17 protein-coding genes and 1 pseudogene are annotated in these 15,341 nt (G+C 34.3%); 4 read left to right on the top strand and 14 right to left on the bottom strand.

Features of this window, described 5'->3' with window-relative positions:
* Positions 1 to 3: 3 nt before the first annotated feature.
* Positions 4 to 288, top strand: a complete 285-nt coding sequence (locus IPK35_05400) for a hypothetical protein (protein ID MBK8052713.1) — start codon at positions 4 to 6, stop codon at positions 286 to 288.
* A gap of 63 nt (positions 289 to 351) precedes the next feature.
* Entirely contained in the window at positions 352 to 498 is a 147-nt protein-coding gene (locus IPK35_05395; protein MBK8052712.1) for a hypothetical protein, read from the top strand.
* An 86-nt stretch (positions 499 to 584) separates the two neighbouring features.
* Here IPK35_05395 and IPK35_05390 read toward each other — a convergent pair whose 3' ends face one another.
* From IPK35_05390 to IPK35_05325, 14 genes and pseudogenes are all read right to left on the bottom strand, one after another.
* Entirely contained in the window at positions 585 to 1,334 is a 750-nt protein-coding gene (locus IPK35_05390; GenBank protein ID MBK8052711.1) for a response regulator transcription factor, read from the bottom strand.
* A gap of 12 nt (positions 1,335 to 1,346) precedes the next feature.
* A complete protein-coding gene (locus tag IPK35_05385; protein ID MBK8052710.1) occupies positions 1,347 to 1,673 on the bottom strand; it encodes a 2TM domain-containing protein in 327 nt (108 codons plus the stop codon).
* Positions 1,664 to 2,941, bottom strand: coding sequence for a 2TM domain-containing protein (locus IPK35_05380; GenBank protein MBK8052709.1), 1,278 nt, complete (start codon positions 2,939 to 2,941; stop codon positions 1,664 to 1,666). Before IPK35_05380 ends, IPK35_05385 begins: the two co-directional genes overlap by 10 nt.
* 102 nt (positions 2,942 to 3,043) lie before the next feature.
* Positions 3,044 to 3,662: pseudogene (locus IPK35_05375) on the bottom strand (hypothetical protein).
* 51 nt (positions 3,663 to 3,713) lie between these two features.
* Complete coding sequence (locus IPK35_05370; protein MBK8052708.1) at positions 3,714 to 4,127, bottom strand: DUF2141 domain-containing protein; 414 nt, start codon at positions 4,125 to 4,127, stop codon at positions 3,714 to 3,716.
* A gap of 464 nt (positions 4,128 to 4,591) precedes the next feature.
* A complete protein-coding gene (locus IPK35_05365) occupies positions 4,592 to 6,334 on the bottom strand; it encodes a CocE/NonD family hydrolase (protein ID MBK8052707.1) in 1,743 nt (580 codons plus the stop codon).
* A gap of 81 nt (positions 6,335 to 6,415) precedes the next feature.
* Complete coding sequence (locus IPK35_05360; GenBank protein ID MBK8052706.1) at positions 6,416 to 6,919, bottom strand: beta-lactamase family protein; 504 nt, start codon at positions 6,917 to 6,919, stop codon at positions 6,416 to 6,418.
* 205 nt (positions 6,920 to 7,124) lie between these two features.
* Positions 7,125 to 7,925, bottom strand: coding sequence for a hypothetical protein (locus tag IPK35_05355; GenBank protein MBK8052705.1), 801 nt, complete (start codon positions 7,923 to 7,925; stop codon positions 7,125 to 7,127).
* A 23-nt stretch (positions 7,926 to 7,948) separates the two neighbouring features.
* Positions 7,949 to 8,152: a hypothetical protein gene (locus tag IPK35_05350; protein MBK8052704.1), complete on the bottom strand. Its 204-nt coding sequence runs from the start codon at positions 8,150 to 8,152 to the stop codon at positions 7,949 to 7,951.
* Positions 8,153 to 8,225: 73 nt separating this feature from the next.
* Positions 8,226 to 9,152, bottom strand: coding sequence for a serine hydrolase (locus IPK35_05345; GenBank protein MBK8052703.1), 927 nt, complete (start codon positions 9,150 to 9,152; stop codon positions 8,226 to 8,228).
* 160 nt (positions 9,153 to 9,312) lie between these two features.
* The gene (locus IPK35_05340) at positions 9,313 to 11,622 is read right to left on the bottom strand and encodes a peptidase M56, BlaR1 (protein ID MBK8052702.1); all 2,310 of its coding nucleotides are present in this window, start codon (positions 11,620 to 11,622) and stop codon (positions 9,313 to 9,315) included.
* The gene (locus IPK35_05335) at positions 11,619 to 11,981 is read right to left on the bottom strand and encodes a BlaI/MecI/CopY family transcriptional regulator (protein ID MBK8052701.1); all 363 of its coding nucleotides are present in this window, start codon (positions 11,979 to 11,981) and stop codon (positions 11,619 to 11,621) included. Before IPK35_05335 ends, IPK35_05340 begins: the two co-directional genes overlap by 4 nt.
* 528 nt (positions 11,982 to 12,509) lie before the next feature.
* The gene (locus IPK35_05330) at positions 12,510 to 13,217 is read right to left on the bottom strand and encodes a response regulator transcription factor (protein MBK8052700.1); all 708 of its coding nucleotides are present in this window, start codon (positions 13,215 to 13,217) and stop codon (positions 12,510 to 12,512) included.
* A gap of 10 nt (positions 13,218 to 13,227) precedes the next feature.
* Positions 13,228 to 14,295 (bottom strand): histidine kinase, encoded by a 1,068-nt coding sequence (locus IPK35_05325; GenBank protein MBK8052699.1) that lies wholly within the window; start codon positions 14,293 to 14,295, stop codon positions 13,228 to 13,230.
* A gap of 208 nt (positions 14,296 to 14,503) precedes the next feature.
* Between IPK35_05325 and IPK35_05320 the strand changes: the two genes are divergently transcribed.
* Together IPK35_05320 and IPK35_05315 are read left to right on the top strand one after the other, a co-directional pair.
* Entirely contained in the window at positions 14,504 to 14,947 is a 444-nt protein-coding gene (locus IPK35_05320) for a hypothetical protein (GenBank protein ID MBK8052698.1), read from the top strand.
* On the top strand, positions 14,948 to 15,340 hold the full coding sequence (locus tag IPK35_05315; protein MBK8052697.1) for a hypothetical protein: 393 nt from the start codon (positions 14,948 to 14,950) through the stop codon (positions 15,338 to 15,340).
* Position 15,341: the final 1 nt, after the last annotated feature.

The raw sequence follows: 15,341 nt of genomic DNA, 5'->3' as shown, positions 1-15,341 counted from the left end.
TTCATGAAATACAGATTTCTTGTCAAACTGCCAATATCTTTTTTATTGCTCCTGCCTTTTTTAAGTCCTGCACAGGAGTATTCTTTACAGTCTTTGGCATCAGGTAGTGCTGCCAATCCTGATATAGATCTTGTAGTAATTCCACTGGGCAATCCTGGAAAGCCTGTAAATGTAGCAATGGATTTTACAATAGAATTCTGGATGAAGGCCAAATCCGGAGATAACAATGCTAATGGCTGTAACCCAAATGAATGGTATTTTGGCAATGGTGATTATGGTGATTATTGAATTGTATGATGCAACAGAAGGATAGTAGTAGGAGTACATAGAAGTAATCTAGGGCACGGAGGCGTGGTAGGTAATACTATAGTGGATGATGGTGTTTGGCATCATATCGCAGTGACCCGTCAGGCTTCGAGTGGAGGAGTATGGTTATATATTGATGGCATAGCGGATGCAAGTAGCAGATCCAGTCTTTCTACCGGCGATAATAGATAGTTACAGGGTTGGGAGATCCACTATGTATCCTGATAACCCGACGCTGGTTTTTGGAGCAGAAAAGCATGATTAACAAGGCTCGGATACTACCCCAACCACTCCTTAAAATCTCCCACGCGCTCTCGGCTCACGATGACTTCTTCTTTGTTGTAGGTTTTCAGGTTCAATTTGAGTCGCGAATTGCTATATACGACGATATCTTTCAATGCTATATTGGCAATGATAAACTTGCGGCTCACTCTGAAAAACTGTGAAGGCTCCAGCTCTTTCTCCAATGACTCCAGGGTTGTGTCTAACAGGTAGTTCCGACCTTCTGTTGTGAACAAAAAAGTCCCTTTAAATTCACTGTAAAACAATTCTACATCTTCGATGGGTATGACTTTGATGTGATCACCCACTTTGATGCTGAATCGTTTTTTGTATTCCGGCGCTTTGGATGAAGTAAATAGCTGGCGGATCATCTGCATATCGATGGCAGGCTTCGGGCTGATCAACTTCCTATATTTTTCGACGGCAACTTCCAAATCGTCTTCGTCTATGGGCTTTAGTAGATAGTCAATACTGTTGAGTTTAAAAGCTCTGAGTGCATACTCATCATACGCTGTTGTAAAGATGATCGGACTTTGGATGGATACTTTTTCAAAGATTTCAAATGACAATCCATCGGATAGCTGTATATCCAAAAAGATCAAATCAGGATGTGGATTTTGCTGAAACCATTCTACAGCTTCCCTGACGGAATGTAACATTACTTGAACTGGAATATTGAGTTTCTCGAGTTTGCGTTGCAACATACGTGCTGCGGGCTTTTCGTCTTCTATGATGATGGTGGTCATATATCGTGGGTTTTACACAAAATCATTTTTCTCTTTTTCTCTATCCATCAGTTCTCTGATCTTGCGCTCTTCCCAATTTCTACCAAGAAAAAGATCTGCTATAAAGACATTGAAAGCATGAGCCATCAATCCTATTCCCCACCAAAAAGCTGTGGAGAAATTTTTAAATTCAAAAAGTGAAGCTGATGTTTTTGAATAGGAATAATTAGCATAAATGATCATTACATTGATCACAATATAAACCAATAAGTGTATATAAAAACCCTTTAATTTTTTAACTCTCTTTTGTGCGGCTTCGTAAGCCATTTCCTGTTCAGGATTATTCATGATTATTCCCATTTACGTTGATTAGTGTTATTTTGTTTTGCCATCAATTCTTCTATTTTTCTTTCTTCCCAGGTTTTACCATAACCAAAGACAGAAAATGCATGAAAACACAATCCTATTCCCCATCCGATCATAGGAAACAAAAACCACTTAAAATCCCAGTGTGTTTTATAATTAATAAATGCAAGCAGCGGTATAATTATACAATAGGATATTAAACTGCTATAAAATTCTTTGATTTCTTTGACTTGCTTTTTAGCTTTTAGATAAGCATCCATTTCGTTGTACGATTTATTTTTGATTAAATTTATTTCTTTGGTCAGTATAGGTATTTTTACTACAAAATTAGCGTCATCTGACTCGACCAAGACAGGCTTTTTAGTCAAGATGGCATACCTATTTACAATGTTTTTTAAGCCTACACCTGACCCACTTTGTAAGACTTCTTTTTTCTGAAGATTGTTTGATATTACAAGATTTTCGCCTTCTACAAATATTGAAATATGTAAAGGTTGCATATCACTCACGATGTTGTGCTTGATGGTGTTTTCTAACAGCAGCTGCAATGATAATGGTACTACTTTGGCATCTTCGTCAATCGGTGTATCCGGTAGACGATAGGTCAAACAATTTTCAAACCGCATAGTCAGCAATTTCATATAGGTCTTTGCAAAATTCAATTCTTCCTGTAAAGGCACTAGCTCTTTATCCTTTTGATCCAGCACATACCTGTATATTTTGGAAAGCGAAGTGGTAAATTTTTGGGCATTTTCCGGATTCTCTTCTATCAGGGAACTCAATACATTAAGACTATTAAAGAGAAAATGTGGGTCGATTTGATTTTTGAGCGTTTCAAACTGTGCAGATGCATTACCGGCTATGATTTTCTGTTCTTTGACCTTGGTTTCCTGCAATTTTCGGTAAAGAAAGATAGCATGAAAGACAAGTGAAACAACAAAAGTAATGATAAGCGTTCCTAAATAACTTTGAAATGATTGTTCCTTTAGAAATGTGTCAAAAGATTGATTTTCAATACCAACAGCAATGGTCAGCCGTACCAGCCATGCACCAAAAAGAGTCAAAGGAATACTCCCTACAAAGCCAGCAATTATCCTGTAATAATCCTTGCCAGATGGCCAACTGACTTTGTAATTTAAATAATCAAAAAAACCGGCATTAATGATAGTCAAGACTAATCCAAAATATACATCATAAATAAACGCTTGCAACATCTCCTGGTCCCAATGGAAAGTCCTGCCAAATAATGCTTCCAGAGTCATTATGATCACAGCAACGCCGATCCCAACCGTCACTCCGGTGAGAATTATTTTAGTAATATATTGGATTTCCTTTGCCAAAATGATCGTTCTGAAGATTAATAATTACTGACAGGATGCTACGATTGCTTGCGCCCTTTCCTGTCCCCAATTAGGATGAAAACCACTTTCGGGCTTAAAAGTAGTAAAAGTTCGACTGCTTTTTCTGCTTTTGCACACAAAGGTTTGATATCGGTACCAAAAAACTGGCTGATCCCATTTCAAATTCTGTTTTGCCAAGTACAACCCTTGGATTTTCAGGAGCGATGGCTTCAGCTTTTCCATAGATCTCCATGACTATTCCGGAGAGTTTCATTCCATTGGTCATGGGATCAAATGCTATCCATGCTGTGTGAATCATAGCTTGCATCACAAGTAATTCGGGATGATTGGGCTGCTTTTTTAGTTCTTTATCCAATGCAGATTGAGCTTTTTTAAGCATGGCATCGATTTGGGTTTTGTCTTTGGTAGCAAATGCCGTAGTTGTACTTACAAGAGCCACGTAATAATTGGGCAACCAGTTGTCTTTTTCGGCAGCTGCTATTCTTTCGAACATGGCAACGGCTTCATTGTTTTTGCCTTCAGACCAAAGTCCCATAGCAGATTGCATGCCTTTTTCGTAAGCGCTTTGTGCTGATAGAGAGATACTTAAAGTAAGGATTAATAATACGATTAAATGTTTCATTCTTGTTTATTTAATGTTTAATAGTGAATTGTTTAAAAAATTAGTTAATGTTTAATTATTGATTTTAATGGTCATGCTTTTATGATCGGTCAGTTGGAATTTAGCATCTTCGTATTTTGGTGGTCCCATGTTTCCTTTGGCATCATTTGAGCATCCATATCCTTCTTTTGGAATACCAAACCAACCTTTGTCCAATTTATTGTTGTCATTTTCGTCATGGAAGAGCGAAATCGCCCAATCACCATCAGGGACACTTTCAAATACGACTTTAGCTGTGTTGGTTTTGATAATGGCTGATTTTCTAAAAGTTGCCTTTTTCATAAAATTATCCTGACCCGTGTAAATGGCTACCATCACTTTACCTTCATTGTTTTTAAAGTTTGTTACAGTGACTGTGAGCGTATTGGTTTGAGAATAAGTCACTATACTCAGGAAAATTGCAATTGTGGTAAAAATGTATTTCATTGATCTGTGTTTTTAATTTGATAGGACAAAAGTATGGGCAATCTAAGATCGCAGCAAAAACATGTTACCGAACTGTGGAATATGGAGGATGAGTTGCGAGAAAAGGTGGATCGTCTTAGTCCCTTTATTGGTTCACAAAACCATAATATCAAAGCAGTCCGCGTCCAAAGCCCATAAACTGTTCACTACAGCAAAGGCTTGCCTTTGGTGCTTTGTACTTCTCTTCGTTCATTTTCTCTATTGCTTTTTTTTTGACAAATGACCGAAATTACAGAAAATAGCTTTGTTTTGAGAAAAAAATAAATGAGATCTTTTTTCTTTTTTAAAGTTTTTGTCTATCAATTCTAAAGGGAAAACACTAAAAATGTCATAGCAGTATTTGGGGTGATTTTAGAGCCTTATTCTTGTTTTATGTTCAGCTTATTTGTTAATAGATAAGACATTTTTAAATACCTTTTAAACGACTATCTCCATACTGGAATTTTCACAAAGCTGTCATTAAACCATTTAACTATTAGTGGTTCTTTGGCGTCGTTTATTGATTCTGTACTTACTTCTTTACCGGTTCCATAGTTCAGTTGTGAAAAAGGATTTTTATTGACGTTTATTGCTACTAATAATCTACTTCCATTGCTTACTTTTTTGCTTATCATATGTGTATTTGAAAATGGTATTGTTTCTATAGTATTTGGTTTTAGCAATTTTCTTTTTGTAATGTCATGTGCATAACTGGCACGACCAATAAAATAGGATAAATGAAAATATTCACCATTCGGCATTACTTCGTATAAGGTAACACCGAAGTCCATATCTTTTTTATTGATACTTGCTTTAATTTGTCCTAAAAATGCACCATTGATTATAGTAGGTTCTTTAATTGGGTCGCTAATAAATAAGAAGCCATTGCTTGTATCTACTTCTTTGCGTATAATGGGTTCTGGATAATAATCGTTATTACTATTTTCTCTGTCTGCAAAATCTATTTCTTGTGAGAGGTAATTTTTCTTACTTGGCTTTTTAGAACTTGCAGAATAAAAATTCCCCGATTTGTTATTTGTCAAATACAAAGTTAGAAAGCTATTACTCATTTTGTCAAGTGAGGATGCACTTCTCCACTCATTTGCACCCATAACTTCATAATTGATTTTGTCTTTCAGCATTGCTGGTTTACTTCCATTTTTTAAAATATAGTCAAACCATTGGTAAGTAACTTTGGTAATATCAAATAATGCAACAGAGTCAACTTTATAATCATACAAAACAGCTTCTCCACCTTTTTGAGTGCCAAAGTGTCCATACGGTCCAATAATAAGATATGCAGGTGTTTCTGGGCTATATTTTTGCAGTTCTCTCAAATAATACAAGCCTGAACTTTGTCCGTCGTTGTAGTAACCGTCAAATGCCAACACAGGTATTTTTATTTGAGCAAAATCCTTTTTATATGGTGTCATATTTTGCCAATAATTGTCAAAAGAAGGATGGCTTATCCATCGTTGAAACCACTTGTTAGGTGTGCCATCAATGCTGTCTAACTTATTGTAAGCAACTCCTGTTTCCCACCATTTGTTCTGCATATTTCTAAAACGCTGTCTGTCGTTTCCTGCTAATGTGTCTAAATATTTATTGTTGCCAACGAAAAATGCCCATTCGTAGTTTGGGTTTACAAAAATATTATTTTCCACAGGTAAGCCCTGTCCTGGTCTTGCCGCCACATAAGGTACAATTGTTTTAAGTGCTGGGTGCAACGTTTTGCAAGCTGCCCATTGTGTAAAGCCATTGTAACTACCGCCAAACATACCTACACTTCCGTTACACCATTTTTGTTTGCTAATCCATTCTATAACGTCATACGCATCATTACCGTCATTCTCATAAGGAAATATTTCGTCAGGACTAAAACGTTTACCTCTTGTGTATGCAATTACACCTACATAGCCGTTGTCAACGGATTCTTTTGTTGTTCTAATGTCTCTACCTTTATCCCTAACGTAAATTGTATATTGAAGTATGACTGGTTTTGGGTTTTGGTCTCCTTTTTTACGAACTACTATTGCCGAAATAGTTGCACCATCTCGTGTTTTAATCATAACACTGTCTTGAATTAGATATTCGGTATATTTACTTTCCTTTTCAGAGCCTAAAGTTTGTTGACAAAAAATATTGCTGCTGATCAGCGCCAATGTCAATAATTGAATGAATTTTACCATTTGTTTGATTGAAATGTATTTATTATGGAAAACTGTTTTGATTGAAGTTGCCAGTGTATGGGTCGTATGAATTTTTTAAGTTCACTTTACCCAATCCGAATAAATTAATTTTCCAATGTCATAGAAAGACTCGTCATTATGATTGCCGTTATTCGTCAGTAAAATAATGCCAGATTTTAACTCCGGATAGATTAAGCATAAAGATGAAAAACCACTTGTTCCCCCATCATGCGATAGTAGTAAATATCCCTTTTTAGTAGTTGAAATTCCCCAATTTAATCCTTTCCCGCGTAGATTGGTGCCAGCTGTAAGTTGATGTGACAACCAATAAGGAGATCCCTTTTTTGCTTCCAATTGTGCGCTGATATATAAAAGCATATCCTTCGAAGTAGCCCGAATGCCACCTGCCGGTTCAGCTAATTTATTTCGCCAATATCCGGTTGTATCACCTCCCAGAGTATAGCCTTGAGCATATTTTAGGAAGTCATTGGTGCTAAATGATATTTTTGAATGTGTCATTTTTGTTGGTACGAAAATATATTTATTGAGTAATTCTTCATAGGTCAAGTTATTTACTTTTTCCAAAATATATCCCAATAAAGTGTGTATAACAAATTGCACTAAGCGGCCGCATTAACAAATTTTTCAAGAATATGCCATGAGTTGCTCTTGTATAAGCATCTCAAGTTGGCTATCGCATTTACACCCTTTATACTCCATTTTTGTCCCGAGAGTTTCATTCGTGATTGTAATACACTCCTATGGGCTGCTTCTATTGGGCCTGAACCTATTAGTAAACCTCTGTCCCTATATGTTTTATAAAACATCCTTTCTTCATGTTCCTCATAATAATGGAGCGTTTTTTTCTTTTATTTCTTTTTGATTCTTCGCTTTTACACCTCAGCCTTTTTATATTCTCTATCACTTGATGTACCTTATCTTCCATCAAAAGTTTACATTGAATGTCGATCCAATTTTGCCGTTCTTGCTCTTTTAAAAATAATTTTATTAAGAGTACTAATTTTTCTTTGGCATGAAAAAAGTCTAGTATTTGCGTCGCTGCCGGATAATTGTCTTCCGCCCAGTTCCATATCCATTTAGCTCCATCTCCGATTATAACCTTATTTTGATATCCTATTAAATGACGTTCTAATTTTGGTAAAAATACGCTTACTCCCCCCATGTGACTTACATACACCGAATTTCTAATTTCTGACCTTTTATCACTTACTTTCAATATGTTATTGTGCGTGAATATTCTAGCAAGTTTTACCTCTTTCCATTTTTCATCCCGTGTAAGTAGCATACTTCCATCTGCCATTACATATACAGCATCTTCTTTTTTAACATCTTCTAACTTAGGGATACAACTCTCGATATTGCGATCGATGGCAGGATCTAATTGATCTCCGTAATACTCACTTACTCTTTGTATTTGCATGCCGCTGATTTTAAGCCCTACAAGCTTCTCAAGCATTTCACTAGCTTCTTCAAATACCTTACTTTGCCCCAATAAACAAAGCAGCACCTGTAAGTATCGCGTAATGGCAAACTTTTTGGTGCCGCTACACAGAACGTGATCCTTCTTCAAGTCTAATTTACCAAAATAGGTGATTACTTTTTTTTTGAGTTTCTACTCTTTGGAATTTTACCTTGTGATTTATCCAGCAACGTTCTAGCAAAATTCCTACTTACTTCTATGAGCTTTAACTCATACTCAATTGGGCATTTAATTCCCGATTCTTGATCTAAAAATGAACTAACTTCGGTTCTAACACTTCTCAGGATGGATTCTAAGATTTGATCTTTAGTGTCCATCGTTTCGTTTTTTATTGGTTAATAATACTCAGGTGTGGCAAATTTAATACTTTTTTTATTTTTGTGCAATTTGTTATACACACCCCAATAAAGAAACTGCAAAGTTAGAATATTCAATTTTATGACCAGGTATTGTATCGATTTTTATATTATGTAAAATATCGGATAGTATTTTTTCAGAAAATAACTGTGATGGGTCAAACGGATCCTTCCTTGTACCAACTATCTTAGGTTGTGATAACAATCTTGAAGTATGGTTGCTCAGATGTACGAGTTGGATAGGCTTCCCGTTATATTCAAGATTAGGAAAATCTCCATCCAGATACATTCGGATATCGTCACTCAAATTTAATCTACCTTCTAGTACATTGTTTGCTAAAATGATTCCTGTGAAAGTTTTTGTAATTGATCCAATTTCATAAATTGTTTCACATGTTGGTAATTGCTTGCTCCCCTTTTTTGTTTCTCCGAAATTATATGTAAACATATTACCATTTTGAATTATGCCAACTGAAAGACCTGAGACATTTTCATTGCTCATATAAGCCGTAATTGCTCTTTGAACAGAGCTGTCCAACTTAGTTTTCATCATGTTGTCATTTAGAAATACTTTCCGTGTAGGGACGATCGGTAGAGTATAAAAGCTTAAACCGAAAACTTCAAATGTCAATTTTTTTGTCGCTTTCATTTCTAGATGCAAAGATTTTTTCTCATAAACAAGTCTGTATTTTGATACACCACCCTTATTCGTACTGAGTATTTCTGTTTTTAAAATGTCTCCAAAATCTGCTGTTCCCTGAAGTAGATTGATGATTTGATCTTCTGAAATATTTTTCTTGAAGTTTGATGCGGCTAAATTATAAACACCTCTATAATCGCCTTGATTGAGCAAGTATACAATTTTATCTTTTACAATATCATTGTTAGATAATTTATTGGTTTGTGCTTGTGTTTGTATAATAACTAAGCAAAATAATGTTTTAGCAATAAATTTTTGCATATTTATTTAAATTGAAGAGACGAAAAAAGAAATGATTTAAAAAATATCAACAGGCCATGCCAGTTGATATTTATTCTTAAACCCACATTTATTGGTATTTCAGTGCTCGCAACGTAGTCACATGCAAAATTTGGGTTAAAGTGAAGGCTAAGACTTTTACTTAGTTTTCTAAGACCGACCTTAAAGTCACATACTTTTCAAGACTTTTGAGATTATGCCCTTTTTCGCGCATAGATTTTATGAATGCCGGAGTCGTACGCGTGGATTTAGCGGATATTACTTCTTGAATATCGAGATCTTTAAACCCAAGATCTTCGTATTCCTTAAAGAGAGCAGTTGTTATGTTTAATGATTTTAATGCAATCATATCACTGACCTCTATATTACCATAACCCACATTTTGATAGTTTTTGATATAATCCTCATCTATTTTAAGCGAACTCATTGCTATTAAATCACTCATTTCAATATTTGGATAACCTGCACTTTTGATGCTTTTGATATACTCGGGTGTTATGTTGAGTGATTTTACTGCGATAAGGTCACTGATTTCTATATTTGGAAATCCTGCATTTTTAACACTCTTAATATATTCCGGAGTTATACTCATAGATTTTACTGCAATCAAGTCGCTTATTTCAATGTTAGGATATCCTGAATTTTTTATAGTTTTAATATACTCTGGAGTTACACCCATAGATTTTATGGCTATCAGGTCACTATTGGCGATATTATCATAACCATTTTCTTTGATCGAATTGATGTATGATTTATCTATGTCCATTGATTTGAAAGCAATGATATCATCGTCTTCATTTCCGCCATCGTTGGTCCGATTACTTATATTGTTACTTGTAATCTCATCAGTTCTGTGCTTATTGCTTGACTTATAATCAGCTATATATTTACCATCAATGTCCATAGATTTTAGTGATATCAATTTGTCAGCTGTCACATCTTTATATCCAGAACTACGAATTTCTTCAATGTATTTTTTATCAATGTTCAGCGATTTCAATGGAATTAAATCACCTGGTTTAAGATCACTCAATCCTGCCATTTTGAGGGAGTTAATATAGGCTTCATCAACTTTTAATGCAGCCAAAGGTATCAAGTCGTCCTTGTCCAACTTTTTGAATCCAGTCTTTTTGAGCATTTGGACATAAGATTCCTTGATATTGATCATAAAGAAGACCAACAAATCCGTATCTTCTTTCAGATCTATTCCTTCTTTTTGCATATCTCCTACAAAGCCCTTATTGGGTACAAACTTATAATTGCCCATACCTTTATTACCCTCAAATTTGCCTGTAAATTCCATGGTACCTGCTTCTCTTTTTACAGAAAATGTACCTTGTTTGTCCATAGGTAGAGTGCCCAATTCGCTGACTAGAAAGGTGGTACCGCTTGAATTATTATTATCTTCATCATCGTCATTTTTAAACTGAATATTTACCTGATCATTTTTGATGGTAGCAAACCAGTATCCTGTGTTTTTCATTCCATTGTCATTCTCATTTTTAGTATCAACATTGGTGATTGATAATTTACTTTGGCTTTGTGAAAATGGCTCGTTGAATGAGCAAATGAAAATTGCAATAATGGGCAGAAGAAAAAAATATTTCCAGATTGTGTGAAAATTTGATTTTTTTGAATTCATCATGATTAGTCTTTTTTTAAGAAGTGATTGATTATAATTGGTGGTAATACTTAAGGGAATATTTGGAGCCGCTACTCGTAGGAGACTCATCTGATAATGCTCTTTGCTGACTTCATCATTTTGCAGCATAAGGGCATCCGTAAAATACTCAAGGTTGCTTTCGAGCTCTTTGCGCCATTGCCACGCGAAAGGATTGAACCATTGAAAAATGAGCATCAATTCAGTCAATAAGAGATCAAACGTGTGTTTTTCTTCAATATGAATTTTTTCATGCAACAAGACTTGATGGTATGTCTCCCAGTCATATTTTTCAGGATTGATAAAAATGATATTGGCAAAAGAACATGGAGCTTTATCTTCTGGTACCTCTACAATTCTGAATTTGCCGTCAAGGATGGCAGGCTTTGAAAATGCTTTGAAAAGTAATATGACTATTTGGAGCAAAAAATTGAGACCAAAAATGATCACTCCAAACCAATAGAGATAAATCAGCCATTGTACAACAGAATCTGTATTGAAAGTTTGACGTAAATCGGTTTCAACGGGTGGAGGTGTAATCTCAGTTTGGGTAATGCTTATGTCCTCTTTGGGAGTTACTGAATTTATATTTGGTATAGTAAGATTTTCGGGTGCTTGCCTGAATGAGAATTGCTGTGGTACAGGGACTATTGGCATGACAAAGGCCAGCGTCATACAGGTAAGAAGCACATATCTGTTGAGTCTAAAGAAGGTTTCCTTTTGTAACAGTGCTTTGTAAAAAATAAGAAATGCAGCAATAATGATTGCAGTATATACGATATAAGGTATCATTGGTTTTCTTTTTTAATGAGTTTAACAATTTCATCCAACTCAGTATCTGACAAGTTTTGTTCTTTGGCAAAAAAGGCCAGCATTCTGGGATATGAATTATCAAAATACTGGCTTACAATGTCTTTCATAGCAAACTGCTGATAAGCTTCTCTGCTTATCACGGGAAAGTAGCAATGCATATTTGCAACGGTTTCATGGTCAATAAATCCTTTATCTTCCAGAATTTTGACGATGGTTGCTACACTATTGTAATGTGGCTTAGGATCGGGTAAGAGTGGAATGACATCTCGGATAAAGGCTTTGTTAAGATCCCAAAACACCTGCATGATCTGCTCTTCTCTTTTGGCTAATTTTATCATCTCAAAATATTTCAAGCAAAGGTACTACTAATTTATTAGGATAACTACTAATTCATTAGTATATATGTTAATTTTATGTTAAATAATACTTATTGAGTAGTTCTACCTTCGAATTAATCATAAAAATAGCTTGAAAATCGAATTGCCTGGAGTGATTGATCAACTTATTTGGTAATGGGATGATAAGCTTATTTGTTAAGGATAGCTTTTCAAAATAAGACTATACTAAACTGAATAACGTGTTATTTTTTAACAAACTAATTTTTGTTTTGCATTGATGATATCATGGATCCTATCCATTTAAGGGCATTTTCAACCGGCTCTTTAGTATCGGTGAAAGGAGAAAGCATTATTTTTATTTACTTACCGAAATAAAATATTTATTAAATCGAAATCCCTTTTGGTATTCCAAAATACTGATTAAATTAGCAAACAAACGTTGTATCAAAAGAAGCTAACATTTTTTTAGAAATCCTGGACGAAAAATAATTGTCGCTATCGACCAAAGGCACTACTACAAATCTCATTTTAGTTATTTTTACTATCAAAATATCTCAAACTTAACTCCTTAAAATTTTGGCCAATTGGAACAGTATGCGTTCCAACAGTAACATTAGAAACAGTATAAGAATGAAGGTGTTTTGTATTGATTAAAAATGAGCGGTGGATCTGCAAAAATCCATATTCAGCCAATTCTTTTTCAAATTCGCTTATTTTATACCTACAAATAATTTCTTTTTCTTCGAGAAACAATTTACAGTAGTCTTTTTGGCTCTCAATATAAAAGATAGAATTTATGTTGATTTTATAAAATACATTATTGGATTTTACTATTATAACCTTGTCATCTTTCTTATCAATGTGCTGCATAGGTAAATGTTCTTTACTTCTTAAAAACTTTTCGATAGATTTCAAAAACCTTTCAAGAGTGATAGGTTTGAGTATATAATCTAAAACTTCCAATTCAAATCCTTCCAAAGCAAATTCCCTATGTGCAGTAGTAATGATGGTTTTAGGAGGATTCTTGAGTGTCTTTAGTAAGTCAATACCAGATAGTTTGGGCATTTTTATATCACAAAAAAGCAAATCAATCTGCTTTGATCTCAATATTTCAATTGCTTTGATGGCATTATTAGCTGTAGCAACAACTTCGAAATTTTCTAAATGGGCAAGGTGATTTTCTAATAATTGAACAGCAAGTGGTTCGTCATCAATGATCATGCAATGAATCTTCATTTTTCACTTTTTATTTAGAATTGATATTTATTATTAATAACACACTAAAATGTTTTTTATCATTAGAAACTTCTAATTTGTACCCGTTGCTATAAATCAACTCCAATTGCTTTTGCAGATTATACAGGCCAATCCCTAAGGATACTTTTTCATCAGGTGTAGGTGGCGTTATTGAATTTTGGATTTTAAATTCAATGACTTTCTCTGTGGCTTTCAGATCGATATTAATCTGAGGACTACCAGCATCTTCGCTAGCTCCATGCTTAAATGCGTTTTCTACCAATGTCAATAATATCAAAGGGGCAATCTGAACATCATACTGAATATGCTCAATGAATGTAATTTTTAGTCTGTCGTCATACCGAATTTTCTCTAATTCTATATAGTTTTGAATAAGCTTGATTTCGTTTTTTAGAAGTACTTCCACTAAATTGCACCTGTACAACATATAATCCAGAATATCTGACAATCTAGCAATGGACTCAGAAGTTTTCGGTGAGTTTAATATTGATAAAGTATAGATATTGTTAAGAGTGTTGAATAAAAAATGTGGATTTAGTTGAGATTTTAATAACTTAAGTTCAATTTCTGATTTTTGTTTATCCAGCAGAAGTGCTTTTTGTTGTACTTCACTTTTATTCAAAAACAATTTTATTAGAACTAATAATGCGGTGGCTCCCAAGTTTGAAATAAAGTAGTCTTTAATATAATGACTAGGGCTAAACTCTTCAAAATCCTTAATAACATACATTTGGAATAACGGATAAATGTTTATTTTAAATAGAGTTGATAAGCAAAAATTGAGGTAGTAGAATATAAGGAAAAGACAAAGTGCCGATAAATATTTTTTTCTATCTAAGTATAACGGAATGACAAAATAGACAACAAAGTAGGCAATAGGAATTTTAGAAATCATCATCATCAAATACAAAACAATATTTTGATCAGTACTTAATTGCTGAAGATGTGAAGTATCAGTAAAAAGACCTAGACCATACAACAATGTCCAGAATACCACATGAGTTGCGGCTCTGTGTCTATGATGAAAACTAATAAAATAATCTATAAATGGATTCATGGTATAAATTTAAATTACTATTTTATATTAACATAATGGTGTTGCCAAAATTGAATTTTTACTTGACCAATAGGTATTATTGACCTACCAAATAATGATTATTGATAAAATAGTCTTTTGGTCATGTGATTCCTTGCGTCTATCTTTCAGACACAGATTTATGTTGCTCTCACCTTATCTTTGCAATCTTACTAAAATATTGAGCAAAATGATGCTAAAAAAAAGTGTTACAAATTTGATTGTTATCTTGACGCTAATCTCTTGTGCACAAGAAGTGTTGAGTGATTTAGATTCCAGCCTTACACATGAATTTTTTATTGATTCCCAAGAGAAAAGTAAAACATACAGAATATGGGTACAGCTGCCAGAAGAATACAACAAAAGTGCAGAAAAATATCCCACAGTATACGTTCTTGATCCTGATGATAAAAGTGCAGAAGGTAATTCAAATTTCTTCTATATATCAAAAAAATGTAAAGAATTGAGTCGACTTTATAAAAAGCAAGATGTAGTTGTAATAGGTATTCGCCATGGAGACTATCGCGAAATTGATTATACTCCGACCAAATATTCTACTTCCGGATTTTCCGGCGAAGGTGGAGGTGAAAAATTCATGAATTTTATAAAAAAAGAGCTCATCGCAAAAGTTTAAATGGAGTATCGTGTATTGCCGGATAGAACGCAACGCATATTGATTGGTCACTCATTAGGTGGACTCTGTGGAGCTTTTGCCTTCGTAAAACACAATGAAGCTTTTGGAAAATATTTTTTACTCAGCCCTAGTTTGATTTATGACAATGAAATTATTTTGCAATATGAACAGGAAACAAGAGCTAAAATCAAATCTCAAAAGCAATGGGTCTATTTTGGAGTTGGTGGTACAGAACCCAATATGGTGCCCCCAATAGAACTTTTATACAATCGCATCAAGAAATATTATCCTGACACAAAAACTGAATTGTGTATAATCCCCGGCAAAGGTCATAACGGTAGCAAAGATGAAAACATAAAGAAAGCTTTGGAATACTACTTTAAAAATTTATAGC

The sequence above is a fragment of the Saprospiraceae bacterium genome (assembly GCA_016713025.1).
GTDB lineage: Bacteria > Bacteroidota > Bacteroidia > Chitinophagales > Saprospiraceae > OLB9.
This window is presented reverse-complemented; position numbering and strand designations above follow the sequence as displayed.

What these genes read in the sequence shown, in the direction of transcription:
- IPK35_05340 (MBK8052702.1), bottom strand. Translation starts at nt 11,622, where the DNA reads ATGATACCTTATATCGTATATACTGCAATCATTATTGCTGCATTTCTT.
- IPK35_05345 (MBK8052703.1), bottom strand. Translation starts at nt 9,152, where the DNA reads ATGCAAAAATTTATTGCTAAAACATTATTTTGCTTAGTTATTATACAA.
- IPK35_05380 (MBK8052709.1), bottom strand. Translation starts at nt 2,941, where the DNA reads ATGACTCTGGAAGCATTATTTGGCAGGACTTTCCATTGGGACCAGGAG.
- IPK35_05335 (MBK8052701.1), bottom strand. Translation starts at nt 11,981, where the DNA reads ATGATAAAATTAGCCAAAAGAGAAGAGCAGATCATGCAGGTGTTTTGG.
- IPK35_05350 (MBK8052704.1), bottom strand. Translation starts at nt 8,152, where the DNA reads ATGGACACTAAAGATCAAATCTTAGAATCCATCCTGAGAAGTGTTAGA.
- IPK35_05320 (MBK8052698.1), top strand. Translation starts at nt 14,504, where the DNA reads ATGATGCTAAAAAAAAGTGTTACAAATTTGATTGTTATCTTGACGCTA.
- IPK35_05385 (MBK8052710.1), bottom strand. Translation starts at nt 1,673, where the DNA reads ATGGGAATAATCATGAATAATCCTGAACAGGAAATGGCTTACGAAGCC.
- IPK35_05330 (MBK8052700.1), bottom strand. Translation starts at nt 13,217, where the DNA reads ATGAAGATTCATTGCATGATCATTGATGACGAACCACTTGCTGTTCAA.
- IPK35_05315 (MBK8052697.1), top strand. Translation starts at nt 14,948, where the DNA reads ATGGAGTATCGTGTATTGCCGGATAGAACGCAACGCATATTGATTGGT.
- IPK35_05390 (MBK8052711.1), bottom strand. Translation starts at nt 1,334, where the DNA reads ATGACCACCATCATCATAGAAGACGAAAAGCCCGCAGCACGTATGTTG.
- IPK35_05370 (MBK8052708.1), bottom strand. Translation starts at nt 4,127, where the DNA reads ATGAAATACATTTTTACCACAATTGCAATTTTCCTGAGTATAGTGACT.
- IPK35_05325 (MBK8052699.1), bottom strand. Translation starts at nt 14,295, where the DNA reads ATGAATCCATTTATAGATTATTTTATTAGTTTTCATCATAGACACAGA.
- IPK35_05400 (MBK8052713.1), top strand. Translation starts at nt 4, where the DNA reads ATGAAATACAGATTTCTTGTCAAACTGCCAATATCTTTTTTATTGCTC.
- IPK35_05365 (MBK8052707.1), bottom strand. Translation starts at nt 6,334, where the DNA reads ATGGTAAAATTCATTCAATTATTGACATTGGCGCTGATCAGCAGCAAT.